Raw genomic sequence first — 22,980 nt, 5'->3', positions numbered from 1 at the left:
GTGAGCGACAACCAGAATCTCCTCGCGGAGCAGCGGCGTGCCCTGATCCTCGACGAGGTCCGGCGGCGCGGCGGGGTCCGGGTCAACGAGCTGACCCGGAAGCTCAACGTCTCGGACATGACGGTCCGTCGGGATCTGGACGCGCTGGCCCGGCAGGGCGTGATCGAGAAGGTGCACGGCGGCGCGGTGCCGGTCGCCGAGGCGAGTACGCATGAGCCGGGCTTCGAGGCGAAGTCGAGCCTGGAGCTGACCGCCAAGGAGGACATCGCCCGCGCGGCGGCCCCGCTGGTGGCGCCTGGTTCGGCCATCGCGCTCTCCGGTGGGACGACCACGTTCGCCCTGGCGCACCGTCTGCTGGACGTGCCGGATCTGACCGTGGTGACGAATTCGGTGCGGGTGGCGGAGGTCTTCCACACGGCGCAGCGGGCGGCGGCGCGCGGGGGCAAGGCGCACCGGTCCGAGGCGGCCACGGTGGTGCTGACGGGCGGGGTGCGGACGCCGTCGGACTCGTTGGTGGGGCCGGTCGCCGACCAGGCGATCCACTCGCTCCACTTCGATGTGCTGTTCCTCGGGGTGCACGGGATATCGGTGGAGGCCGGGCTGTCGACGCCGAATCTCGCGGAGGCGGAGACCAACCGGCGGTTCGTGCAGTCGGCGAGGCGGGTGGTGGTGGTCGCCGACCACACCAAGTGGGGGACCGTGGGGCTGAGTTCCTTCGCCTCGCTGGACGAGGTGGACGCGCTGGTGACCGACGCGGGGCTGCCCGCGGCCGCCCGGGCGGAGATCTCCGAGCACCTGCCGCAGCTGGTGGTCGCCGGCGAGACCGAAGGCACCGAAGGCACCGAAGACATCTGACGACCCGGCAGCTATGGTGTTTCGCCCCGGCACAGCAGCGACCGGGAACCCCCTGGGAGGTGCACGTCGAATGGCGCGCCGACTCCGCCCCGTGGAACTCGACTTCGTGGTGTCCGCTCCGGTGCGGCTGGTCTTCTCGGCCGATGTGAGCGCCGCTCCCGAGGTGGTGCACCGGGCCCTGGCCGAGGATGTGGAGAACTGGCCGCGGTGGTTCCGTGCGGTCACGGCGGCCCGGCCGACCGGTGGCGGGACGGGCCGTGAGGTGCGTCTGAGCGGCGGCACCCGCTTCCGGGAGACGATCCTGGCGGCTGAATCCCCGGAGCGGTACGCGTACCGCGTGGACGAGACCAACGCCCCGGGGTTGAAAGCCCTGTTGGAGGAGTGGCGGCTGTCGCCGGCCGGCACCGGCACCCGGGTGCAGTGGACGTTCGCGGCCGACGGTCCCGCACCGCTGCGGCTGGCCTTGAGGATCCTGCGTCCCGGCCTGGGACGCGCCTTCCGCGATGCGGTGCGCGCCCTCGACGAGCGGCTCTCGGAAGGGGCCGGTCCCGGCGCACGTTGAGCCACGTGAGAGTGACGCCACGTGCGGGTGACGATGGCGGGGGCGGCTACTCCAGCAGCCGTTGCCTGATCAGCTCCATCACTTCCGCGCGGCTGCGCCTGCCGTTGTCGGCGGCATTGAAGTGGTTGCCGATGCGCACCGAGACGGCGAGCAGGCAGCGGACCTCGACCTCGTCCTCGTCGGGGCAGAAGGAGGAGAACAGGGAACGCAGGTAGTCCATACGGCGGTTGTCGACGCGGCGCAGGCGCTCGGCGACGGTCGCGTCGCGGCGGGCCCAGTCGCGGATCGCTATATCGGCGGTGGTGCCCCGCACCGGCCCGTCGGTGGCGGCGGCGACGATGGCGAACAGCCGCTCCAGTCTGGCCCTGGCGTCTCCCCCGTCGCTCTCAACCTGCTCGATCACGCTCTCGGTGACCTCGTACTCCCAGGTGTCGAGCATTTCGGTGAGCAGCGCGCCCCGGTTGCGGAAGTACCCGTAGAAGCCACCCTTGCTGACGCCGAGCCCCTGCGCCAGCGCCTCGATCCGGACGGCTTCGGGGCCGCCTGCGACCAGTGCCCGCAAGCCTTCCTCGATCCACTTGCCGCGTGGCGTGCGGGTCGCGCCCATGGGGTGTGCCTCCTCACGTCCCTGCCGAGTATACGGGGGCGCATAGATGGGTCTACGCTCGATATATACGTCACCGTATAGATAGGGCCCTGCTCATGCGACTTCCCCGAACCGCCCACACCGACCGCCCCTGGCGGATCCACGAGATCGCCGACGACTTCACGGTCGAGGACGTGTGGGCACTGCCCACCCCCGGCGGACCCGACGACCTTGTGTGGCTGGTGCGCCAGACCGCCGAAGGAATCAGGAGCGGGGTGAACGGAGAAGGTCCCGTCTCCCGCGCGCTCTTCGCCGTCCGCTGGAAGCTCGGAGCACTGCTCGGCTGGGACAAGTCCGGTACCGGCATCAGCACCCGGCTGCCTTCCCTGCGTGACCGGTTGCCGGCGGACCTTCGCGAGGGCCCCCAGGGTCCCGACCTCGGCTCGTCCCCGTTCACCTCCCTCTATCAGCGGGACGAAGAGTGGGCCGCCGAGATGGGCAACAAGATCGTGCACGCGGTGATGCACATCGGCTGGGTCCCGGACGGGTCCGGCGGTTACCGCGGCCAGATGGCCGTCCTGGTGAAGCCGAACGGGCTGTTCGGCACCCTCTACATGGCCGCCATCAAGCCCTTCCGGTACATCGGGGTGTACCCGGCGCTGATGCGCTCCATCGGCCGCGAGTGGCAGGCGAACGCCGCCGGGAGAAGCGTGCGCTGACCGTTCCGTCCTCAGCCGGCGCGCAGATCCCGCCACGGCACCCCGGTCCGCTCCCGGAAAAGAATGCCGTTGATCACCCTGCGGTGCCTGGCCCAACGCCCGCCCCGACGCCCGGTCTTGGGCAGATGCCTAGTCCGCTCGAACGGGAGCCTGGTCCGGTGAGGACGTGGGGTCGGGCCAGACGCCGGTGGCGAGCAGTGTGCGGATCGCCGTGGTGTACGGCGCGATGTCCAGGCCCTGTTCTTCCAGCCACGCGTCGGAGTAGTACTTGTCGAGGTAGCGGTCGCCCGGGTCGCAGATCAGCGTGACAACACTGCCCGTACGCCCCTCCGCCACCATCTCCGCGACGATCTTCAGGGCGCTCCACAGACCGGTTCCGGTGGAGCCCCCGGCCCTGCGGCCGATGGCGCGCTCCAGGGCCCGTACGGCCGCGACGCTGGCCGCGTCCGGTACCTTCATCATCCGGTCGATCGCGCCGGGCACGAAGCTCGGCTCCATGCGCGGGCGCCCGATGCCCTCGATACGCGACGCGCACTCGCTCGAGGCATCCGCGTTCCCGGTCGTCCAGCCCTCGAAGAAGCAGGAGTTCTCCGGATCGGGCACACAGACCCGGGTGTCGTAGAGCATGTAGTGCACGTACCGCGCGATGGTCGCGGAGGTGCCGCCGGTGCCGGCGGTGGCGACGATCCAGGCCGGTTCGGGATAGCGCTCCAGGCGCAGCTGCTGGTAGATCGACTCGGCGATGTTGTTGTTGCCCCGCCAGTCGGTGGCCCGCTCGGCGTAGGTGAACTGGTCCATGTAGTGGCCCCCGGAGTCGGCGGCGAGCTGAGCCGAAACCGCGTACACCGTCCTCGGGTCGTCCACCAGATGGCACCGTCCGCCATGGAATTCGATCAGCCGGGTCTTCTCCCGGCTGGTCGTCCGCGGCATCACCGCGATGAACGGCACCCCGATCAGCGCCGCGAAGTACGCCTCGGAGACCGCGGTCGAGCCGCTGGACGCCTCGATCACCGGCCTGCCCGGCCGGATCCATCCGTTGCAGAGCCCGTACAGGAACAGCGAGCGCGCCAGACGGTGCTTCAGACTGCCGGTCGGATGGGTGGATTCGTCCTTGAGGTACAGGTCGATGCCCCACTCCTCGGGCAGCGGGAAACGCAGAAGGTGCGTATCGGCAGAGCGATTTGCGTCGGCCTGGACCTTGCGTACCGCTTCCTTCAGCCATGCCCGGTAGCCCGGATCGCTGCGGTCCACGTCGATGGTCATGGCCGCGCCGCCGGCCTGCTCCTGCTGGGTGGTGCGCACCAGCGCCGCTCCTCACGATCATGTTCAGTGCCCGGACGCTATCACCGGGTCATTTCGATCATAAAGGGGCACTGGTGCACGAGCCCGGCCGCGGGCAGACTGCGCAGAAGGGGAGGACGATGGCGGTGCAGCCGACGCCTTCTCTCGCCGACGTTTTCACTAGGGGGCGGTGCGGATGGCAGAACCGGAGTTCACGGCGACCGGGGTACGGATCGGGCGCCGTCTGCGCTCCCTCACCCGCGCCGGGCAGGTGCGCATCCGGGACGGCAGGCTGACGCTGCTGACCAGCTACGGGAGCGAGATCGACAGCGCGCCGGTGCATCTGGTGCGCGCGGGCAAGCCGTGGTTCTCGGCTCGGGACCGGGCGCTGGCCACCATCAACGGCACCCGCTACCTGCTGACCCTGGGAGGGCAGGACACCGCCCAGGGAGAGCCGGGGCCGACCCTGGCACACCGGTTCCTCGACGCGGTGCGGACGGCGGGCGGGCAAGCGGCACGGACATGATGTGCATTCCTCGGGGGTTGCGCGAGTTGCGCGTGCGCTCTCCCGGGGTCACTCTGGTGAGACGTAACTGAGGGTTCACCAGCGGTGACGCATCGAGCCGGAGCCGCCGGACATGGGCAGCAGTCAGCACTGTTGGATGCGTTCTTCGTCTTCCGAACCTCATCAGGGAGTCGTCCGTGATCAGCAAGCCAAGCAGGCACTGCACGGTGGAGCTCCAGGCCCTGCCGTCGCGGATCGGACAGGTCCGCAGGATCGTCTCGGCGCAGCTGCGCTACTGGCATCTCGATCCCTTGATCGATTCGGCGGCGCTCGGGGTCACCGAGCTCCTCACCAACGTCCATCGACATGCGGAGCCGGACAAGCAGTGCAGAGTCGAGATCGCTCTCTTCACGGACCGGTTGACCGTATCGGTGCGCGACAGCGATCCGCGCGTACCGAGTCTGCGCGGTGCGGACCTGGCCGCCACCTGCGGCCGCGGCCTGGCGCTGGTCGCCTCGTTCAGCGAGAGCTGGGGGGTACGGCCGCACGACGACGGGGGCAAGGCGGTCTGGTTCACGCTGCACGCACCGGCTGCGGCTGTCCCGGCCTCGGCCGCGGGCCCGCCGACGCCGGGCACCTCCTTCGCGCCCTACCCCCTGTGCACGCCCGCTCCGGCCGCGGCCCACGGCGTTCCGGCCGGCCCCGCGCCGATGACGGCCGAGTGGCCGGACCGGAACGGGCCCCGGTCGGCCGTCGCGTGGTGACCGGGGCCGCGTAGGGGCAGTGCCTGCGGGTCACTCCGTGCCCGCAGGACGTCCAGCCGCGCCGCACGGCGTGCCGGGCGCCGGCCCGCCAGCACACCGGCGGCCAGGCCCACCAGGGCGACCACGGTGAGCTGCAGCGGCGGTACCGAGAAGGCACTCGTCCCGGCGCTGTCGGAGGCCCGTACGAGTGGTGGTCGCGGAGCGAAGCGGAGCTGATGCGCAGTGAGGCGCGGGCGCCGCTCCGCCCTTTGCCCGTAGCGCTGCTCATGTCCTCACTCGCTCCGTGACGGCGGGCCCTGGGGTGCGGGGCCCCGCGGCCGCGGCCGATGAGGCGTCCTGAACCGGCAGGAAGCGCTGGAGCCGGTCGAGTACGCGCTCGGCGGTGGGCTCATGCATCCGGTCGACGAGGCGGCCGTCGGCGAGGAAGACGACCTCATCGGCGTGGGCGGCGGCCACCGGGTCGTGGGTGACCATGACGACGGTGCGGCCCATGTCGCGTACGGCGCGGCCGAGCAGCCCCAGCACCTCCTCGCGGGGCGCGAGTCGAGGTTGCCGGTCGGTTCGTCGGCGAAGACCACGTCGGGCCGCCCGGCGAACGCGCGGGCGACGGCGACGTGTTGCTGCTTCCCCCGTGCCCTACCACCTTGACGGCGTCGACGATGCGGACCCGCCGGGACCGGGCCGGTGGTGGTGAGGGCGGTCATGCCGCACCGCCCTTGCTGCGGCCGAACTCCTCGTTGAGAACGGAGAGCCGGCGCCAGTACTCGTCCTCGTCGATCGCTCCGGCGGCGAAGCGCCGTCCGAGCAGATCGAGGGGCGAGTTCTCGTCGTACCCCGCCCGCGGCTGCCACGGTGACCGGCCACGGCCGGGACCACGGCCGCGCCACACGGTGCGCCGCAGCAGGATCACGACACCGGCGATGACGGCGGCCCAGATCAGCGGGAAGAGCAGGATCCACGGGCCGGGCCCGCCGTCGTGGACACTGTGGGCAAGAGTGTTCATGGTCGCATCACTCCTCGGTAGAGATTTCTGCCTCGCTACCGAAAGTCGCCGCGGGAGGGGTGCCGTGTCGTCGTACGCCGGACGGCTTCTGGGCTGCTTCCGCGGGAGTACGGCGGGACGCGGCACTACGCCTCGGCGGCCGGTGCGACCCGCCTGCCTGCGCTGCCTGCTCTGCCGTCTGCCTCCCTGGTCAGCGCCCCGTTGACCGCGCCGAGGAGTCTCCCCGGGGCGCGTCGCAGCGGGGGCGGAGCACCGATCCCGTACCCGGGTCCCCTGCCGAAGGCCGACGGGGTGCCGTGCCCGGGAGACCCGGACGCAGTCCGGGGAGCGGGGGCGCCGCGGCGGGGAGCGGTCAGACCGGCTGCAGCGCGGCGAGCGGGTCGTCCAGGACGGGCTGCCAGGCCAGTTCGGCCGCCCCGACCAGACTGTTGTGGTCGAGGGTGCACGGCAGGATCGGGACACTTCCGCTCTGTCCCCACAGGCTGCGGTCGGCGACGACGGCGCGGAGCCGCTCCGGATCGGCGCCGAGCAGCTCGCGGTGGAGTCCGCCGAGGATGATGCGGTCCGGGTTGAGGATGTTGACCAGTCCGGCGAGTCCCAGGCCGAGGCGGTCGATGAGCACCTCGGTGGCGGTCCGTACCGAGGGGTCGTCGTACTCCGTGCGCAGCAGGTCCCGGGCCTGCTGGAGGAGGGACACCTCGGGACCGGGGTCACGGCGGGCGGCGGTGAGGAAGGCGAGCGGGTCGGCCTCGACGTCGAGGCAGCCGCGGCTGCCGCAGTGGCAGGCCCGCCCCTGCGGGTTGACGGTCAGATGGCCGACTTCGAGCGCGAGGCCCGAACTGCCGCTGTGCAGCCGCCCGTCGAGGACGAGGGCCCCGCCGACGCCGCGGTGGCCGGTCGCCACGCACAGCAGGTCACGGGCGCCGCGGCCCGCCCCGTGCCGGTGTTCGGCGAGGGCGGCGAGGTTGACGTCGTTGCCGGTGAAGGCGGTCGGCCCGGTACCCGTGGCCCCGCCCCCGCCGTCGGCGCCGAAGAGGCCCGCGGCCCGTACGCGTTCGGCGAAGATCTCCCGTACGGGGGCGCCGGCCGGCCAGGCGACGTGCAGTGGGTTGAGGGCGGCGCCCTCGGGTTCGGCGACCGCCGAGGGGACGGCGAGCCCGGCGCCGAGACAGCGCCGGCCGCTGCCGCGCAGCAGTTCGGCGCCCGCGTCGACGACGGCGCTCAGCACGTGCACGGGGTCGGCGGGCACGGTCATGCAGCCCGGCACCGTGGCCACGATCCGGCCTCCGAGGCCGACCAGCGCGGCGCGGAAGCCGTCGGCGTGCACCTGGGTGGCGAGGACCACGGGGCCGGCGGGGTCGATCGCCAGCCGGTGGGAGGGGCGGCCCTGCGATCCGGCGGCGGCCCCGGGCCGGGAGTCGACCTGGATCAGCCCGAGCGTCTCGAGCTCGGCCGCGACCGCGCCCGCTGTGGCGCGGGTCACGCCGAGCTCCGCGGTCAGCACGGAGCGCGTGGGCGCGCGGCCGGTGTGTACGAGCTCCAGGGCCGGGCCGAGGGCGCTGCGGCCTCTCTCCAGCCGTGTTGTCCGAGTCTGGGTCACGCCTCTATTCTTACTTTGTGCCGATCCTAAACAAAATACGGACCGCCCTTCCGGGGAGAGTCGTTCACCGCGACACCGCCGACCCCGCCCTGAACCGCCTCCGTATCGCCCTGACGACATTCTTCGCCCTCGACGGCTTCCTGTTCGCCGGCTGGGTGGTGCGCATCCCCGCGATCAAACAGCAGACCGGCGCCTCCGCGGGCGATCTCGGTCTGGCCCTGCTGGGCGTGTCGGCGGGCGCGGTCGCCACCATGATGGTCACCGGACGGCTGTGCGGCCGCTTCGGCAACCACCCGGTCACCGTGGCCTCCGGCGGACTGCTGTCGCTGAGCATCGCCCTGCCGCCACTCACTCATTCCGCGCTCGCCCTGGGGCTGGTGCTGCTGGCTTTCGGCGCGGCCTATGGCGCGATCAACGTCGCCATGAACAGCGCTGCCGTGGATCTGGTCGCCGCGCTGCGCCGCCCGGTCATGCCGAGCTTCCACGCCGCCTTCAGCCTCGGCGGAATGCTCGGCGCGGGCCTCGGCGGCCTGGTGGCGGGTCATCTCTCCGTCGGCCGGCATCTGCTGGTGCTCACCATCGCCGGGCTGCTCCTGACGGCGGCAGCGGGCCGTACGCTCCTCGCCCACCCCGTGCCGCACGTCGAGCGGGAGCGGCCCGCCGCCGCGCCTGGGAACCGGCCGACGGGCCGTACGCGCCGGCTGGTCGTCGTCTTCGGCCTGATCGCGCTGTGCACGGCCTACGGCGAGGGGGCGCTCGCCGACTGGGGCGCGCTCCACCTCCAGCAGGACCTGGGCGCCCACCCCGGGATCGCCGCCGCGGGCTACTCCGTCTTCGCGCTCGCCATGACGGTCGGCCGGCTGACCGGCACGGCGCTGCTCGAACGGCTCGGGCAGACACGTGCGTTGGTGGCGGGCGGTGCGACCGCCACGGCGGGCATGCTGCTCGGCGCTCTGGCCCCGTCCGTATGGCCCGCGCTGGCCGGTTTCGCCGTCACGGGACTGGGCCTGGCCAACATCTTCCCCATCGCCATCGGGCGGGCGGGGGCGCTGGCCGGAGCGAAGGGGGTCGCCGCCGCTTCCACGCTCGGCTACGGCGGGATGCTCCTCGGCCCGCCCGCGATCGGCTTCCTCGCCGACTGGCTCTCGCTGCCCGCCGCCCTCACTACGGTCGCGATGCTGTCGGGCGTGGCGGCGGTCGTCGCGTATGCCACCCGGGGCGCGACGCGGCATCCCCAGGGCTGACGCTCCACCAGTGGACCGGCAGCGCTGGTGGCCGGTGTCCGGCCGACGACACACCCGTGCCCTTCGGAAGCTCCGCAGCCGTCCGCGGTACGGCCGTTCGAAGATCGGCATAGCTCGGCTTCCCTCGCAGGGGTGGTGGGGGCGGGTACGGAAGCCTGCCGTCCGGTCGAACGGGGGTTGGCAGACTGCGGTCATGCCCCGTACCCATACGCAGGCCGAGCGCGACGCGATGACCGTCGAGATCATGTTCGCTGTCGTCACCGGCGCGGTGCTCGGAGCCGTTGTGTTCCTCGCCCTCGCGAGCCCCGCGCTGCTGGGGGACCTGCCCCGCGGTGAGGAGCAGCTGCTGTTCAAGGCCGCCGCGGTCACAGCCGCTGCGGCCTTCGTGGTGCGCGTGGTGCGGGTGCTGTGGCGTCAACCGAGCCAGCCGGGGCGGACCAGGCCCGACTCATAGGCCAGGACGACCAGTTGGGCCCGGTCGCGGGCGCCCAGCTTCACCATGGCACGGCTGACGTGGGTCTTCGCGGTCAGCGGGCTGACGACCAGCCGGCGTGCGATCTCCTCGTTGGACAGTCCGATGCCGACCAAGGCCATCACCTCCCGTTCCCGTTCGGTCAGCTCGCTCAGGCTCGTTTCCGCCGCGGGCTCCTTCGAGCGGGCCGCGAACTCGGCGATCAGACGGCGCGTCACTCCGGGGGACAGCAGTGCGTCGCCGTCGACCACGGCCCGTACGGCCCGCAGCAGTTCCTCCGGTTCCGTGTCCTTGACGAGGAACCCGGACGCGCCGGAGCGGATCGCCTCGAAGACGTACTCGTCCAGCTCGAAGGTGGTGAGCATGACCACCTTCACCTGTTCCAGCTCCGGGTCCCCGGTGATCCGGCGGGTGGCCGCCAGTCCGTCCAGCCGTGGCATGCGGATGTCCATCAGCACGATGTCCGGGCGCAGTTCGCGGACCATTGCGAGGGCCTGCTCGCCGTCCGCGGCTTCGCCCGTGACCTCGATGCCGGGCTGCGCGTCGAGCAGAGCCCGGAAGCCTGCCCGGACGAGCAGCTGGTCGTCGGCGAGCAGTACGCGGATCACGGTGTCTCCTTCTGCGGGTCCGGTGCCACCGTATCCGCGGAGGCGATGGGGATGCGTGCCAGCACCCGGAAACCCCCGTCGCCGCGCGGGCCTGCCTCGACCGTGCCACCGAGTGCGGCCGCCCGCTCCCGCATTCCGACGAGCCCGTTGCCGCCGCCGCTTTCGCCACCGGTCGTCGCCGGACCGTCGTCGTCCACCCGGATCTCCAGCTGCCCGGGGTCGTAGCGCAGTAGCACGTGGGCGGTGCGGGAGCCGGAGTGGCGGACAACGTTGGTCAGGGCCTCCTGGACGATGCGGAAGGCGGCGAGGTCGGCGCCTGCCGGAAGCGGGGTCCGTACGCCCTCCACGGCCACCTCCACCGTCAGGCCCGCATGGGAGGCCTGCTCCGTCAGCTCGGCCAGCCGGTCCAGCCCGGGGGCGGGCGAGCGCGGCGCGTCGCCCGGCGTACGGAGCGTGTCGAGTACCTGACGGACCTCACCGAGCGCCTCCTTGCTGGCCCTCTTGATGGTGGTCAGCGCGGTACGGGCCTGCTCGGGGTCCTGATCCAGCAGGGCCAGACCGACGCCGGCCTGGACGTTGATGACGGAGATGCTGTGAGCCAGCACGTCGTGCAGCTCGCGGGCGATACGGAGCCGCTCCTCGTCGGTGCGGCGGCGCTCCGCCTGCCGCCGCTCGGCGCGCTCGCGGACCAGCTGCTCGCGGCGCACCCGGGCCAGCTCGGAGGCGGCGACGATGGCCAGCACCCAGGCGGTGACGCCCAGTTCCTGGCCCCAGGGCGCCGAGTCGTCGCCACCCGGCGGCAGCCGGCGGTAGAGCCAGTGGCCGATGAGCAGATGGCCCGCCCAGAGCAGGCCGATCGCCAACCAGGCCGCGCGGCGGTGCCCCGAGGTGATGGCGGCGAAGCAGGCGATGGCGACGCTGGCGAAGATCGGGCCGTAGGCGTATCCGGCTCCGATGTAGAGCAACGCCGCGGCGGACGCGCCGAAAACGGCCACCCGCGGATTGCGGTGGCGCAGGAGCAGCAGCACCGGTCCGACGAGCAGCAGCACCCGGGCGAAGGCGTCGAGCGGCTCCCGGGCCGGTTGCTCGTGCGACGCGAACTGCGATCCGCCCATCTGCAGGAAGGCCACGGCGAGGGAGGAGGCCCAGGGCAGCCGCCGCAGGCCCGGGGGTTGGAGCAGCCAGTGCCAGAGCGGCTCGCCGCGCGTGTCCTGCTGCGGCTCCGGCGCCCGTCCCGCTGTCATAGGGCAACGCTAGACCTGGCCGGGGACGTACGGCGTCAGCCGGGCGTGGTGATCCGGCGTACTCCCTGCGCAGTAGCCCACCGCCGCCGCGCACGCCACCGCACGGCACGCCACCGGACCGAATGCCGCCGCACGGCACGCCGCCTCACCGTCGCGTCACACCGCACGGCACGCCGCCTCACCGTCGCGTCACACCCGCGTAGCTCCGCACCGCGCCCGGCTCCGGCGCCCGCAGCCCTGGCCCGCCCCGGAATCGGTCGCGGCGGGGTGGCCGCGCGACCCCTGTGGAGCAGGCTCGCCGCCTCAGGCCCCGGCGCCGTCGCCGCCGCCCGCAGCGGCTGGGGCACAACGGTCCAGGCCGATGCCCCGGGCGAGACGGAGCACGGCCCGGTCGAAGAACTCCTCCCTGGCTTCGACCACGCGGTTGAACTGGCCGAAGAGTTCGAAGTTGACCAGGCCGAAGAGCTGAGCACAGGCGGCCACGGTCTCCGCCAGGAGCGGGGCGGGCAGCGTCACACCCAGTCGCTCGCGCAGCCGCCCGGCGTCGCGCAGCACCGCTTCAGGGGCCGGGGGCTCGTCCGGTACGCGGAAGACGCCGGTCGCATGGGCGTCTCCGACGACGGCGATGAGGGCGAGGCCCACGCGGGAGGCCGGCTCGATGGTGGCCTCGGGTGCGGAGTAACCGGGCACCGGTGAGCCGTAGATGAGGCCGTACTCGTGCGGCCGGGCGAGGGCCCAGGCGCGTACGGCGCGGCAGACCGCGGTCCAGCGGTCGACGGGGGTGTCGTGGAAGGCCTTGGCGAGCGCCTGCTCGGCGGCCTCGCCGAGGGCGTCGTAGGCGTCGATGATCAGCGCGGTCAGCAGATCGTCACGGCTGGGGAAATAGCGGTAGAGCGCCGAGGAGACCATGCCCAGCTCGCGGGCGACGGCACGCAGCGACAGCTTGGCCGCGCCCGCGGCGGCGAGCTGCCGCCGCGCCTCGTCCTTGATGGCCGCGGTGACCTCGATGCGGGCGCGTTCCCTGGCTCCCCTGATGGCAGTCATGGCGGCCAGTCTGCCACTGTCCGGATCAGCGGCCAACAACAAGAGCACTGCTCTTGCTTCAGCTCCTTGGAAAGTGCAACACTGCTCTTCAGGGAGAGCAGTGCTCACACTTCTGGAGGAATCCGATGGTCGATCACGTCAAGAAGCCCGGCTGGTTCACCGTCCAGGTGCTCAACCGCGCCGTCGCCTGGCTCACCCGGCGCGGAGTGAGCGTGTGGGGGTCGAGAGTTCTGGCCGTGCGCGGCCGCAAGAGCGGTGAGTGGCGCCGCACCCCGGTCAATCTGCTCACCGTCGACGGACGGCACTACCTCGTCGCACCCCGCGGCCACGTCCAGTGGACCCACAACATGCGCGCCGCGGGCGGTGGTGAGCTGCACCTCGGCAAGAACGTCGACACCTTCACCGCCGTCGAGGTCCCGGACGACGAGAAGCCCGAGCTGCTGCGCGCCTATCTCCAGCGGTGGAAGGCGGAGGTCGGCGCCTTCTTCGGTGGCGTCGGACCCGACTCCTCCGACGAGGAGCTCCGCAGGATCGCCCCCGACCACCCGATCTTCCGGATCACCGTCCAGGGATGAGACAGAGGGTTCAGAGACGGTCCAGCGCCATCAGCGCCCGCCCGGCCGCCGGATGGGTGCCGACGATCTCGGCCAGGGTCGTCCGGCCGCGGGTGATCTTGGCGAAGGCGTTCCAGGCCGGCCGGAAGCCGGTGATCGCCGCGTGGAACAGTCCCGGCCGGCGCTCGAAGGCGGCCAGCATCCGCCGACCGACCTCCATCTCCACACCGAGCCCGGCCTTGATGGCGAAGGCGTAGTTGAGCGCCTGACGGCGGGCGTCCACCGCGTCGCGAGCCTCCGCGACCCGTACCGCCCACTCCCCCGCGAGCCGCCCCGAGCGCAGCGCGAAGGAGATGCCCTCCCGGGTCCAGGGCTCGAGCAGTCCTGCCGCGTCCCCGCAGACCAGCACCCGTCCTCGTGAGAGCGGCGAGTCCTCGGCCCGGCAGCGGGTCAGATGTCCCGAGGAGATGCTGGGCTCGAACCCGGCGAGCCCGAGGCGCGCGACGAAGTCCTCGAGGTAGCGCTTGGTCCCCGCGCCCTCGCCACGCGCCGAGATCACCCCGACCGTGAGGGTGTCGCCCTTGGGGAACACCCAGCCGTAACTGCCCGGCAGCGGGCCCCAGTCGATGAGCACCCGCCCGGCCCAGTCCTCCGCGACCGTCGGCGGAACGGGGATCTCCGCCTCCAGGCCCAGGTCCACCTGGTCGAGCTTCACCCCGACATGCGCTCCCGTCCGGCCGGCGCTGCCGTCGGCGCCGACGACCGCCCGCGTCAGCACGATCTCCCCGTCGCTCAGCACCAGGGCGACGGTGCTCCGGTCGGGCACCGAGGGGCCGTACTGCTCGACCCGGGAGACGGAGACACCCGTCCGCAGCCGGGCCCCCGCGTCCTGGGCCGAGGTCACCAGCCCCTGGTCGAACTCCGGGCGGTTGATGAGTCCGAAGAGCGTGTGCTTCGAGCGGCGGGTGCGCGAGAGCCGTCCGTCCAGCGAGAACGTCACGGCGTTCACCCGCGTCCGCAGCGGCAGTTCGAAGCCGGGCGGCAGCGCGTCCCGCGAGGGACCGATGATGCCTCCGCCACAGGTCTTGTACCGGGGCAGCTCCGCTTTCTCCAGCAACAGGACCCTGCGCCCGGCGACGGCGGCGGCATACGCCGCCGAGGCACCGGCGGGACCGGCCCCGACCACCACCACGTCCCACACCGACCGGTCCTGTCCCGCGCTCTCGCTGCTCACCTGTGCTTCCGCTCCGCTCGACCGTGGCTCCGGCAGGGCGCAGGAACCACGCCCCGAGTCCGCATCCTACGGCTCATGGTCACCAAGGCCCGCTGTGGGAGGATCGGCAGCACATCTGCCGTACGTACACGTACCCACCGGTACACGTACTTCGCCGTATCCACCCACAAGGAGCGTGCCCATGGAGCCGGCCACCGTCGCCCCGCTCGCCGAAACCGTCGCTTCGCTGCTGCCGCGCGCGCGGGCGGAGCTCGCCGAGCTGGTCGCGTTCCCCTCGGTGGCCGACCCCGCGCAGTTCCCCAGGAGCGACTGCGAGGCGGCGGCGAACTGGGTCGCGGACGCGCTCCGCGCCGAGGGCTTCCAGGACGTCGCGCTGCTCGACACCCCCGACGGAACCCAGTCCGTCTACGGCTACCTGCCGGGCCCGGCGGGCGCGCCGACCGTGCTCCTCTACGCGCACTACGACGTCCAGCCGCCGCTGGACGAGTCCGCCTGGCTCTCCCCGCCCTTCGAGCTGACCGAGCGCGACGGCCGCTGGTACGGCCGTGGCGCCGCGGACTGCAAGGGCGGGCTGATCATGCACCTCACCGCCCTGCGCGCGCTCAAGGCCAACGGCGGCGTCCCGGTCGGCGTCAAGGTCATCGTGGAGGGCTCGGAGGAACAGGGCACCGGCGGTCTCGAGCAGTACGCCGAGGCGCATCCGGAGCTGCTCGCCGCGGACACGGTCGTCATCGGCGACACGGGCAACTTCCGGGTCGGCCTCCCGACGGTCACCGCCACGCTGCGCGGCATGACACTCGTACGCGTCCAGGTGGACACCCTCGAAGGCAACCTGCACTCGGGCCAGTTCGGCGGCGCCGCCCCCGACGCGCTGGCCGCGCTGATCCGCATCCTGGACTCACTGCGGGCCGAGGACGGCTCGACGACCGTGGAGGGTCTCGCCTCCGACGCGAGCTGGGAGGGCCTGCAGTACCCCGAGGAGGAGTTCCGCAAGGACGCCAAAGTCCTGGGCGGCGTCGGGCTGATCGGCTCCGGCACCGTCTCCGACCGTATCTGGTCCCGCCCCGCCGTCACGGTCCTCGGCATCGACTGCCCGCCGGTCGTCGGCGCCACCCCGTCCGTACAGGCCGGCGCACGCGCCCTGGTCAGCCTGCGCGTTCCGCCGGGCACGGACGCGGCCGGTGCCACCAAGCTCCTCGCGGCGCACCTGGAGGCGAAGGCCCCGTGGGGCGCGCGGGTCGCGGTCGAACAGATCGGCCAGGGCCAGCCGTTCCGCGCCGACACCACCAGCCCGGCGTACACCGCGATGTCGGCGGCGATGCGTGCCGCCTATCCGGGCGAGGAGATGCAGACGGCGGGCCAGGGCGGCTCCATCCCGCTGTGCAACACCCTGGCCGCGCTCTACCCGGACGCCGAGATCCTGCTCATCGGTCTGAGCGAGCCGGAGGCCCGGATCCACGCGGTGAACGAGAGCGTGTCCCCGCAGGAGCTGGAGCGGCTCTCCCTCACCGAAGCGCTGTTCCTGCTGAAGTACGCGGCCGACGCCCGCGGTTAGGCCGCGCCGGGCTGCCCGTTCCCCCGCACCGTGGGCCTGCCGGTCCCCGGTGCGGGGGCCGCCCGTCGAGGCAACGGCCGCGGGAGGCGGGCCGGGGCGAGGGTGCGCACGGGTCGGCCGGGAGTCAGCCGACCGGGATTCCGGCCTCGAGGTTGAGGACCGTGGCCCGCTCCCGGGCGCGCAGTGCCCAGCGCAGCCGGTTGAAGCGCACGGCGGGGAGCAGTTCGGCGGCCTCCCTTTCGCTCACGAACCGCCAGTCGCGCAGCTCCGCGCCGGGCAGCTCCAGCCGGCCGGCCGAGCCGCTGCCGAGCCGGCCGCCGTCGAAGAGCAGGCGCAGGCCGCCGAAGGCGGGCGGACTGGGCGGTTCCCAGTCGACGACCAGCAGACCGGGCACCCGTTCGAGTTCGATGCCGATCTCCTCGGCGACTTCCCGCACCCCGGCGCGGGCGGGTGGCTCACCGGGTTCGACGACTCCGCCGGGGAATTCCCAGCCGGGTTTGTAGGTGGGGTCCACGAGCAGGACCCGGTCCTGCTCGTCGAAGAGGAGCACCCCGGCGGCCACGGTCTCGGCAGTGGGCTCGGGCGTCTGCACGATCTCGCAGGTCCCGGCTCCGGTGCGCAGTGCCTCGGCGATCCGCTCAGCGGTCTGCCGCGGGGTCAGCGCCGATGTGTCGACGACATGGGCGTCGGCGGTCAGCCAGGGAAGGGCCTGGTGGTACGGCGCGAGGTGGGCCAGGCACCAGTACCGTACGGATTCCAGGGCCGTGCCGTCCCGGGGCATCTCCTCACGGGCGGCTATCCGCTGCCGAAGGATCGTTTCCTCGGAGTGCAGCAGGACATGCCGCAGTGGGATGCGACGGGCGGCGAAGCCGCCGAAGATCTCGTCCCGGTACTCCTGTTTGAGCAGGGTCATGGGGACGACGAGGGTCCCGCCGACCTCACCGAGGACCGCCGTCCCGGTCTCTACGACGAGCCGCCGCCAGGACGGCAGTTCCTGGTAGTCCGTTGCCTCCTCCAGCCGCTTGCTGGGCAGCATCATCCGCAGGCCGTCGCCCACCAGTTCCGGATCGAAGAACGTGCTGCCGGGGATCAGGTCCACCAGCTCGCGCGCCGCAGTGGTCTTGCCCGCGCCGAACGCACCGTTCAGCCAGACGATCACAATTCCCCCTCTTCGGTAGCCCCGAGTGGACTGCCCGCAACACCTTGCCACGGAAACGCTCCGCGGCAAGGTGGCCCACGGGGCGGCCGGGCCGCACGCTCGGGGCCTCGTACCGGAGCGGGAGAGTTGTGCGGGCCTCCCCGGCCCGTACGTACCCGTCCAGAACCTCCAGTGTGTAGGCGAGTTGATGGCCAATCAGGTAACGGACCGCACCGCGGCACCCGCCACACCCGTAGCCCCCGCGGAACCCGTAGCGCCCGCAGGACCCGCCGTCACCGCCGCCGCCCGAACCGCGCCGGACGGCGCCCACGCCGCCGCCGCGGCACCGACCAGGCCCGCGTCCGTGCCCGTCAGTGCCGGGAGGACCTCCAGGTCCTGGACAAAGGAGAGCGTGGCGTAGTCCCGCAGCGCTCGCCGCAGCGGGGAGAACAGCACCTCCCCGGCCGCGGCCACTCCCCCGCCGACCACGGCGACCTCGATCTCCACCAGCGTCGCTGTCGCGGCGATCCCGGCGGCCAGCGCCTGGGCGGCCCGCTCGAAGGAAGCCCGGGCCACAGGGTCCCCCGCCCGGGCGGACCGGGCCACGGCGGCGGCCGTGGTGTCACCGTCCGCCCCTGCCCGCCAGCCGCCTTCCAGGGCGCGGCGGGCGATGTTGGGGCCGCTGGCCAGCCGCTCGACGCAGCCGCGCGCACCGCACGGGCACAGGTCGCCGTCCAGGTCCACGCTGATGTGCCCGATATGGCCGGCGTTGCCCGTCGGTCCCGGGTGCAGCCGGCCGTTCAGTACGAGACCGCCGCCGACGCCGGTGGAGACGACCATGCACAGGGCGTTGGCGCGCCCCCGGGCGGCGCCCTGCCAGTGCTCCGCGGCCGTCATCGCGACCCCATCGCCCACCAGGGTGACCGGCCGTGCTCCGACGGCTGCCCGAACGCGCTCCACCAGCGGGTAGTCGCGCCAGCCCGGGACGTTGACCGGGCTCACCGTGCCGGCCGAGGTGTCGACCGGGCCCGCGCTGCCGATGCCCACCGCGGTCGCCCTCGCCCACCGCACATCCGTGGCGAGCTCGCCGAGCACCGCCTCCACCGCCGCCATGACGGTGTCGCCGTCCTCCCGGGCGGGGGTGGGCCGCTGTGCCCGTACGAGCAGCCGCCCGTCGCTGTCGACCAGCGCCCCGGCAATCTTGGTCCCACCGATGTCGAGGGCGGCGACGAGGTCGTTGTGCATCGGTGTCGTATCTCCTGGTGGGCAGCGGTTCCGGCGGTTCAGTCTCGCGACTTCTGACAACGTTGTCCAGGCCCTATGCTCATAGCCCCTCCCCGTAGACGAACAGGACCTCGCACCGTGGCCGACACCGCCCCTCGCACCGAGCGCCGCTACGGCACCCGGCCGACCATGAAGGACGTCGCCGCGCGCGCCGGCGTCGGTCTGAAGACGGTGTCCAGGGTGGTGAACGGCGAGCCGGGCGTCACGCCCGACACCGTCCGCCGCGTCCAGGAGTCGATCGACGCCCTCGGCTTCCGGCGCAACGACAGCGCCCGGATCCTGCGCAAGGGCCGCACAGCCAGCATCGGGCTGGTTCTGGAGGACCTCGCGGACCCTTTCTACGGGCCGTTGAGCCGCGCCGTCGAGGAGGCGGCCCGCGCGCACGGCGCCCTGCTGATCCACGGCTCCAGCGCTGAGGAGCCGGAGCGCGAGCGGGAGTTGGTGCTGGCCTTCTGCGCCCGCCGGGTGGACGGCCTCGTCATCGTCCCGGCCTCCGACGACCACCGCTATCTGGCGCCGGAGATCGCGGCGGGTGTCGCCACGGTCTTCGTGGACCGGCCGCCGGGCCGGATCGACGCGGACGTGGTGCTCTCCGACAGCTTCTCCGGCGCGCGCGAGGGCGTCGCGCATCTCATAGCCCACGGCCATCGCAGGATCGGCTTCATCGGCGACCAGCCGCGCATCCACACGGCGATCGAGCGGCTGCGCGGCTACCGCGCCGCGATGGCGGACGCGGGGCTCCCTGTCGACGAGGCCTGGGTGTCGCTCGGTCCCACCGACCCGGAGCGGGTACGGTCCGCGGCCCTCGCCATGCTCGGCGCAGCGGAGCCGGTCACCGCGCTGTTCTCCGGGAACAACCGCGTGACGGTCACCGCCGTCCGGGTGCTGGGCGCCCTGCCGCAACAGGTCGCGCTGGTCGGCTTCGACGACTTCGAGCTGGCGGATCTGCTCTCCCCCGGTGTCACCGTGATCGCCCAGGACGCGGCCCAGTTGGGGCGTACGGCCGCCGAGCGGCTCTTCCGGCGGCTCGACGGCGGAGCGGACGAACCGGCCCGGGTCCTGCTGTCGACCCGGCTGATCGCCCGCGGTTCCGGAGAGTTGCCGCCACCCGCCGGCCCGGCCTGACCTGCACTCCGTCCACCCCTTCCCCCAGGGGGCGATGTCCGGGCCGGACGAGCTCTCCTCCGGCCTCCGGCACGGCGGATCCCCGTACGCGTCCGGGGCAGCTGCTCCCGGGCCGGACGCCGCGCGCGCGGCCTGCCGGTGGCCGGCGGGGATGACCGGAGGGACCGTACGCCCGTCGCGGCCGGGGGTCAGCAGAGCGGCAGCCCGGGCAGCGGCTTGTCGTTGTCGCCGCCCTTGATGTAGACGTCGCTCACGAAGACGCCGGTGTTGCCGCTGTCGTCGTCGGTCCTGGCCCACCAGGTGTTCGTCCACTGACCGTACGTCTCCCTGCGGCCCTGCCTCTGGCAGTAGAAGTAGTTGGTCCCCGCGTTGAGCGTGCCGACCTTGTTGCCGGGGTCGTCGTAGGAGTCGGCGGTCCGCCAGACCGTGCAGTTGTACTTGCCGCCGCCGATGGCGTGGCAGACCGGGGCAGGCGCGGGCTCGCCACCACCGCCGCTGCTCCCGCCGTCGGCGCTGCCGCCGCCGTCGGATGCGGACCCGCCGCTGTCACCTGTGCCGGATCCGCTGTCCGGTCCCGGGCCCTTGCTCCCGCCGCCCGAGTCCCCGCCGTCGGCGGTGTCCCCGCCGTCGTCGCCGCCCCCGGCGGGCTTGCTGTCGGGCGATTTCGACGGCTGCTTCGACGGCTCGGACCGCTCCGCCTTCTCTCCTGCCGCCCTGCCGTCGTCCTTCTTCCCGTCCGGCGTACCGGCGGGGGCGGAGGATCTGCTGTCCGAGGCGACCTGATCCGTTTTCTGCCCGCCGGAGCCGTTCGCCACGGCGATGGCCACTCCGGCGCCGGCCAGGACGGCGACGGCGACCGCGGCGGCCACGACGTTACGGCCGCGGCGGCGTCCGCCGGAACTGGCCGAGGCCCCTCCGGCCACCAGCGGGCCGTCGGCACCCGGACCGGCGGAGTGCGCCGCGAGCACCGGCCGGCCCTGCTGCGCCGGCTGCCCGGGGATGTCGGGGGCCGGGCGGAAACCGGGCGCGTCCATGGCCGTGGGCTGCGCGCTCATCGGCGGGGCCCCGTCGCCGAGGCGCATCGTGCCGGACTCGAGCCGTGGCTCGGGCGTGCCCGCCGGCTCAGATGCGGCCGGCTCGGGCGCCGCCGGAGAACCGGACGTGGCCGGCGAGCCGGATGCCCTGGCCGCATCGCCGTCCGGCCGGCCCTCCGCGATCGCCGACAGCAGTTCACGGGCGCGCTGCGCGTCCGGCCTCGCCTGCGGGTCCTTGTGCATCAGCTCGCGCAGCACCGGCGCCAGCGGGCCCGCCCTCCGGGGCTCGGGCAGCGGCTCGGAGACGATCGCGGTCAGCGTGGACCAGGCCGACGTGCGGCGGAACGGCGACGCCCCCTCCACGGCGGCGTACAGCGTCGCTCCGAGCGACCACACATCGGACGGAGGTCCGGGCAACTGCCCCTGGGCACGCTCCGGAGCCAGATAGTCCAGCGATCCGACGATGTCGCCGCTCTGGGTGATCCGCGTCGTCGCGCCGTCCCCGGGGTCCTCCATCGTCGCGATGCCGAAGTCGGAGAGCACGACCCGTCCGCTGCGGTCGAGGAGTACGTTGCCCGGCTTGACGTCGCGGTGCAGGACCCCGGCGCGGTGGGCGGCGTCCAGGGCGTCCAGCACCTTGGCCCCGATGCCCGCGGCTTCGCGGGCATCGAGCGTGCCCCGCTCGGCGAGCACGTCGTCGAGGGAGGGGCCGTCGACGAGTTCCATCACGATGACCGGGCGGCCCTCGTCCTCGGCGACGTCGTGCACCGCGATGACCCCGGGGTGCTTGATACGGGCCGCTGCCCGCGCCTCACGCTGCATCCGCAGCCGCAGGTCCGTCAGTTCGCTGCCGGAGGAGTCGTTGTAGGTGCGCAGTTCCTTGACCGCGACCTCGCGCCCGAGCACCTCGTCCATGGCGCTGTACACAACGCCCATGCCGCCACGGCCGAGTTGCCGCACCACGCGGTAGCGCCCCGCCAGCAGCCGTCCCGCCCCGGCCTGCCCATGCTCCCCCGAAGACACCGCTCTGCCCCGTTCCTCGCGAACCGTTCCTGGGCGCTCAGCCTACGTTGCCGACGCCGGGGGACGTCCGGTGCCCGGTGCCCGGCTCACACCTTCACCGGGGCGCCACAACTCGGCGGTGCCGCCCCGGTGTACGCGCCCCGCGCGTCAGCTCCTGGCCGGACGGCCCGCCAGCCGGTCCAGACGGTCGCGGGTCAGACCGGTGAGCCGGGAGACCTCGTCGCTGTCCACGGCGCCGCAGTCGAGCCCGCGCAGCAGATAGCCGCTGAGCGCCTTGGCGGTGGCGGGCTCGTCCAGCACGTCGCCGCCCGCGCGGCCGACGTATGCGGCGAGGCGGGCGGCGGCCTGTTCCAGGCCCTCGCGGTAGAAGGCGTAGACGGCCGCGTAGCGGGTGGGCAGATGGCCCGGGTGCATGTCCCAGCCCTGGTAGTAGGCGCGGGCCAGCGAGCGGCGGACGAGTCCGTAGTGGAGCCGCCAGGCCTCGTGGACCTGCGAAGTCGGGCCCACGGGAAGGATGTTGGTGGACCCGTCGGAGAGCCGGACCCCGGTGCCCGCGGCCGCGACCTGCATGACGGCCTTCGCGTGGTCGGCCACCGGGTGGTCCATGGACTGGTACGCGGCGCTGACTCCGCAGGAGGCGCTGTAGTCGAACGTGCCGTAGTGCAGTCCGGTCGCCCGCCCCTCGGCGGCGTCGATCATACGGGCGACGGTGGCGCGGCCGTCGGGGCCGAGGACGGACTGGGTGGTCTCGATCTGGATCTCGAAACCGATCCGGCCCGGCTCCAGGCCCCGCACCTTCTCGAACTCGTCCAGCAGCCGCACCATCGCGGTGACCTGCTCGGCGTAGCTGACCTTGGGGAGGGTGAGGACGAGCCCGGCGGGCAGGCCGCCGGACTCCATCAGGCCGGTGAGGAAGATGTCGAGGGTGCGGATGCCCCGGTCCCGGACAGCGGCTTCCATGCACTTCATCCGGATGCCCAGGTACGGCGGGCAGGAGGAAGAGGAAGGGGCGGCGCACGCGCCGGCGAAGGCGTCGGCGACGAGCCGTGCGGCGCGTGCCGCGGTGGCGTCCTCCTCGGCGTCCGGGCGGGGGCCGTAGCCGTCCTCGAAGTCGATCCGCAGATCCTCGACGGGCTCGCGTTCCAGCTTGGCGCGCACCCGTTCGTACACCGGCTCGGCGAGTTCCCGGCTCAGGCCCAGGACGGCGGCGAGGGAAGCGGCGTCGGGGGCGTGCTCATCGAGGGCGGCGAGGGCCTGCGCGCCCCAGGAGCGTACGGTGCCGGCTTCGAAGACGTCGGCCGGGACGTAGACGGTGTGCACGGGCTGCCGGGTTCCGGGGTCGCCGGGGTAGCGGCGCGCGAGATCGGCGTCGACCTCCGCCAGACCGGCCCCGATCTCCTCGCGCACCGCGCTCGTGAGGCTGGTGGCCACCGTCTCGTACTGCCCCATACCGACACTCCTCATTTCCGCTTGACGGAATCAGGTATCCGTAGAGTGAAGCTATCCGTGGCTTGTTCGCAGGTCAACACCCGTCGGCGGCAGCTGG

General features: G+C 72.8%; 21 protein-coding genes and 3 pseudogenes. 10 read left to right on the top strand and 14 right to left on the bottom strand.

Annotated elements, in window-relative coordinates; genetic code table 11:
• Positions 1 to 855 carry a DeoR/GlpR family DNA-binding transcription regulator gene (locus ABZW18_RS22560; protein WP_356190098.1) on the top strand — a complete coding sequence of 285 codons (855 nt, stop codon included), beginning with the start codon at positions 1 to 3 and terminating at the stop codon, positions 853 to 855.
• Between the two features lie 70 nt (positions 856 to 925).
• On the top strand, positions 926 to 1,417 hold the full coding sequence (locus ABZW18_RS22555) for an SRPBCC family protein (RefSeq protein WP_356190096.1): 492 nt from the start codon (positions 926 to 928) through the stop codon (positions 1,415 to 1,417).
• A 46-nt stretch (positions 1,418 to 1,463) separates the two neighbouring features.
• On the opposite strand, the gene ABZW18_RS22550 is transcribed toward ABZW18_RS22555, so the two are convergent.
• Positions 1,464 to 2,024: a TetR/AcrR family transcriptional regulator gene (locus tag ABZW18_RS22550; protein ID WP_356190094.1), complete on the bottom strand. Its 561-nt coding sequence runs from the start codon at positions 2,022 to 2,024 to the stop codon at positions 1,464 to 1,466.
• A gap of 95 nt (positions 2,025 to 2,119) precedes the next feature.
• Between ABZW18_RS22550 and ABZW18_RS22545 the strand changes: the two genes are divergently transcribed.
• On the top strand, positions 2,120 to 2,722 hold the full coding sequence (locus ABZW18_RS22545; protein ID WP_356190092.1) for a DUF2867 domain-containing protein: 603 nt from the start codon (positions 2,120 to 2,122) through the stop codon (positions 2,720 to 2,722).
• A 23-nt stretch (positions 2,723 to 2,745) separates the two neighbouring features.
• Here the strand turns inward: ABZW18_RS22545 and ABZW18_RS22540 are convergent.
• Positions 2,746 to 2,847, bottom strand: a pseudogene (locus tag ABZW18_RS22540) (IS5/IS1182 family transposase); the annotation flags it as partial.
• A gap of 4 nt (positions 2,848 to 2,851) precedes the next feature.
• A complete protein-coding gene (locus tag ABZW18_RS22535) occupies positions 2,852 to 3,985 on the bottom strand; it encodes a PLP-dependent cysteine synthase family protein (protein ID WP_356190136.1) in 1,134 nt (377 codons plus the stop codon).
• 214 nt (positions 3,986 to 4,199) lie between these two features.
• Between ABZW18_RS22535 and ABZW18_RS22530 the strand changes: the two genes are divergently transcribed.
• Both ABZW18_RS22530 and ABZW18_RS22525 read left to right on the top strand, forming a co-directional pair.
• Positions 4,200 to 4,529: a hypothetical protein gene (locus ABZW18_RS22530; protein ID WP_356190090.1), complete on the top strand. Its 330-nt coding sequence runs from the start codon at positions 4,200 to 4,202 to the stop codon at positions 4,527 to 4,529.
• Positions 4,530 to 4,705: 176 nt separating this feature from the next.
• Positions 4,706 to 5,272, top strand: coding sequence for an ATP-binding protein (locus ABZW18_RS22525; RefSeq protein ID WP_356190088.1), 567 nt, complete (start codon positions 4,706 to 4,708; stop codon positions 5,270 to 5,272).
• A 264-nt stretch (positions 5,273 to 5,536) separates the two neighbouring features.
• On the opposite strand, the pseudogene ABZW18_RS22520 reads toward ABZW18_RS22525, so the two are convergent.
• The 3 genes and pseudogenes from ABZW18_RS22520 to ABZW18_RS22510 form a co-directional block, all read right to left on the bottom strand.
• Positions 5,537 to 5,901 (bottom strand): annotated as a pseudogene (locus ABZW18_RS22520) (hypothetical protein); the annotation flags it as partial.
• 71 nt (positions 5,902 to 5,972) lie between these two features.
• Complete coding sequence (locus ABZW18_RS22515) at positions 5,973 to 6,275, bottom strand: SHOCT domain-containing protein (RefSeq protein ID WP_356190085.1); 303 nt, start codon at positions 6,273 to 6,275, stop codon at positions 5,973 to 5,975.
• A gap of 352 nt (positions 6,276 to 6,627) precedes the next feature.
• On the bottom strand, positions 6,628 to 7,875 hold the full coding sequence (locus ABZW18_RS22510) for an ROK family protein (protein ID WP_356190083.1): 1,248 nt from the start codon (positions 7,873 to 7,875) through the stop codon (positions 6,628 to 6,630).
• Positions 7,876 to 7,892: 17 nt separating this feature from the next.
• On the opposite strand from ABZW18_RS22510, the gene ABZW18_RS22505 reads away from it, so the two are divergent.
• A complete protein-coding gene (locus ABZW18_RS22505; protein ID WP_356190080.1) occupies positions 7,893 to 9,119 on the top strand; it encodes an MFS transporter in 1,227 nt (408 codons plus the stop codon).
• A gap of 193 nt (positions 9,120 to 9,312) precedes the next feature.
• Positions 9,313 to 9,573 (top strand): DUF6332 family protein, encoded by a 261-nt coding sequence (locus tag ABZW18_RS22500; protein ID WP_356190077.1) that lies wholly within the window; start codon positions 9,313 to 9,315, stop codon positions 9,571 to 9,573.
• Here ABZW18_RS22500 and ABZW18_RS22495 read toward each other — a convergent pair.
• The 3 genes from ABZW18_RS22495 to ABZW18_RS22485 form a co-directional block, all read right to left on the bottom strand.
• A complete protein-coding gene (locus tag ABZW18_RS22495) occupies positions 9,534 to 10,199 on the bottom strand; it encodes a response regulator transcription factor (protein WP_356190075.1) in 666 nt (221 codons plus the stop codon). The two genes, ABZW18_RS22500 and ABZW18_RS22495, sit on opposite strands and share 40 nt — an antisense overlap.
• The gene (locus ABZW18_RS22490) at positions 10,196 to 11,314 is read right to left on the bottom strand and encodes a sensor histidine kinase (protein ID WP_356190133.1); all 1,119 of its coding nucleotides are present in this window, start codon (positions 11,312 to 11,314) and stop codon (positions 10,196 to 10,198) included. The genes ABZW18_RS22495 and ABZW18_RS22490 overlap by 4 nt, the downstream gene beginning before the upstream one ends.
• 432 nt (positions 11,315 to 11,746) lie before the next feature.
• The gene (locus ABZW18_RS22485; protein WP_356190072.1) at positions 11,747 to 12,487 is read right to left on the bottom strand and encodes a TetR/AcrR family transcriptional regulator; all 741 of its coding nucleotides are present in this window, start codon (positions 12,485 to 12,487) and stop codon (positions 11,747 to 11,749) included.
• Positions 12,488 to 12,612: 125 nt separating this feature from the next.
• Between ABZW18_RS22485 and ABZW18_RS22480 the strand changes: the two genes are divergently transcribed.
• Positions 12,613 to 13,062, top strand: coding sequence for a nitroreductase family deazaflavin-dependent oxidoreductase (locus ABZW18_RS22480; RefSeq protein WP_356190069.1), 450 nt, complete (start codon positions 12,613 to 12,615; stop codon positions 13,060 to 13,062).
• Between the two features lie 10 nt (positions 13,063 to 13,072).
• Here ABZW18_RS22480 and ABZW18_RS22475 read toward each other — a convergent pair whose 3' ends face one another.
• The gene (locus ABZW18_RS22475; protein WP_356190066.1) at positions 13,073 to 14,275 is read right to left on the bottom strand and encodes a geranylgeranyl reductase family protein; all 1,203 of its coding nucleotides are present in this window, start codon (positions 14,273 to 14,275) and stop codon (positions 13,073 to 13,075) included.
• Positions 14,276 to 14,456: 181 nt separating this feature from the next.
• Here ABZW18_RS22475 and ABZW18_RS22470 point away from each other — a divergent pair, with 181 nt between their 5' ends.
• Complete coding sequence (locus tag ABZW18_RS22470; RefSeq protein WP_356190063.1) at positions 14,457 to 15,830, top strand: dipeptidase; 1,374 nt, start codon at positions 14,457 to 14,459, stop codon at positions 15,828 to 15,830.
• 124 nt (positions 15,831 to 15,954) lie between these two features.
• Here the strand turns inward: ABZW18_RS22470 and ABZW18_RS22465 are convergent, their stop codons facing one another.
• Positions 15,955 to 16,989, bottom strand: coding sequence for an NUDIX domain-containing protein (locus ABZW18_RS22465; RefSeq protein ID WP_356190060.1), 1,035 nt, complete (start codon positions 16,987 to 16,989; stop codon positions 15,955 to 15,957).
• Between the two features lie 309 nt (positions 16,990 to 17,298).
• Positions 17,299 to 18,213: pseudogene (locus tag ABZW18_RS22460) on the bottom strand (ROK family protein); the annotation flags it as partial.
• A 117-nt stretch (positions 18,214 to 18,330) separates the two neighbouring features.
• Here ABZW18_RS22460 and ABZW18_RS22455 point away from each other — a divergent pair.
• The gene (locus tag ABZW18_RS22455) at positions 18,331 to 19,377 is read left to right on the top strand and encodes a LacI family DNA-binding transcriptional regulator (RefSeq protein WP_356190058.1); all 1,047 of its coding nucleotides are present in this window, start codon (positions 18,331 to 18,333) and stop codon (positions 19,375 to 19,377) included.
• Between the two features lie 188 nt (positions 19,378 to 19,565).
• Here the strand turns inward: ABZW18_RS22455 and ABZW18_RS22450 are convergent, their stop codons facing one another.
• Together ABZW18_RS22450 and ABZW18_RS22445 are read right to left on the bottom strand one after the other, a co-directional pair.
• Positions 19,566 to 21,434, bottom strand: a complete 1,869-nt coding sequence (locus ABZW18_RS22450; RefSeq protein WP_356190055.1) for a protein kinase — start codon at positions 21,432 to 21,434, stop codon at positions 19,566 to 19,568.
• 147 nt (positions 21,435 to 21,581) lie between these two features.
• On the bottom strand, positions 21,582 to 22,883 hold the full coding sequence (locus ABZW18_RS22445; protein WP_356190053.1) for an aldolase: 1,302 nt from the start codon (positions 22,881 to 22,883) through the stop codon (positions 21,582 to 21,584).
• Positions 22,884 to 22,980 lie beyond the last annotated feature (97 nt).

The sequence above is a fragment of the Streptomyces sp. NPDC004647 genome, assembly GCF_040609575.1.
Classification (GTDB): Bacteria; Actinomycetota; Actinomycetes; order Streptomycetales; family Streptomycetaceae; genus Streptomyces.
Note: the sequence above shows the minus strand (reverse complement) of the source record. Positions and strands in the feature narration are given on the sequence as shown.

Bases quoted from the DNA above. Each gene is read 5' to 3' on its own strand.
- ABZW18_RS22555 (WP_356190096.1), top strand. From the start codon at position 926: ATGGCGCGCCGACTCCGCCCCGTGGAACTCGACTTCGTGGTGTCCGCT.
- ABZW18_RS22550 (WP_356190094.1), bottom strand. From the start codon at position 2,024: ATGGGCGCGACCCGCACGCCACGCGGCAAGTGGATCGAGGAAGGCTTG.
- ABZW18_RS22545 (WP_356190092.1), top strand. From the start codon at position 2,120: ATGCGACTTCCCCGAACCGCCCACACCGACCGCCCCTGGCGGATCCAC.
- ABZW18_RS22535 (WP_356190136.1), bottom strand. From the start codon at position 3,985: ATGACCATCGACGTGGACCGCAGCGATCCGGGCTACCGGGCATGGCTG.
- ABZW18_RS22530 (WP_356190090.1), top strand. From the start codon at position 4,200: ATGGCAGAACCGGAGTTCACGGCGACCGGGGTACGGATCGGGCGCCGT.
- ABZW18_RS22515 (WP_356190085.1), bottom strand. From the start codon at position 6,275: ATGAACACTCTTGCCCACAGTGTCCACGACGGCGGGCCCGGCCCGTGG.
- ABZW18_RS22500 (WP_356190077.1), top strand. From the start codon at position 9,313: ATGCCCCGTACCCATACGCAGGCCGAGCGCGACGCGATGACCGTCGAG.
- ABZW18_RS22490 (WP_356190133.1), bottom strand. From the start codon at position 11,314: ATGGGCGGATCGCAGTTCGCGTCGCACGAGCAACCGGCCCGGGAGCCG.
- ABZW18_RS22485 (WP_356190072.1), bottom strand. From the start codon at position 12,487: ATGACTGCCATCAGGGGAGCCAGGGAACGCGCCCGCATCGAGGTCACC.
- ABZW18_RS22480 (WP_356190069.1), top strand. From the start codon at position 12,613: ATGGTCGATCACGTCAAGAAGCCCGGCTGGTTCACCGTCCAGGTGCTC.
- ABZW18_RS22470 (WP_356190063.1), top strand. From the start codon at position 14,457: ATGGAGCCGGCCACCGTCGCCCCGCTCGCCGAAACCGTCGCTTCGCTG.
- ABZW18_RS22445 (WP_356190053.1), bottom strand. From the start codon at position 22,883: ATGGGGCAGTACGAGACGGTGGCCACCAGCCTCACGAGCGCGGTGCGC.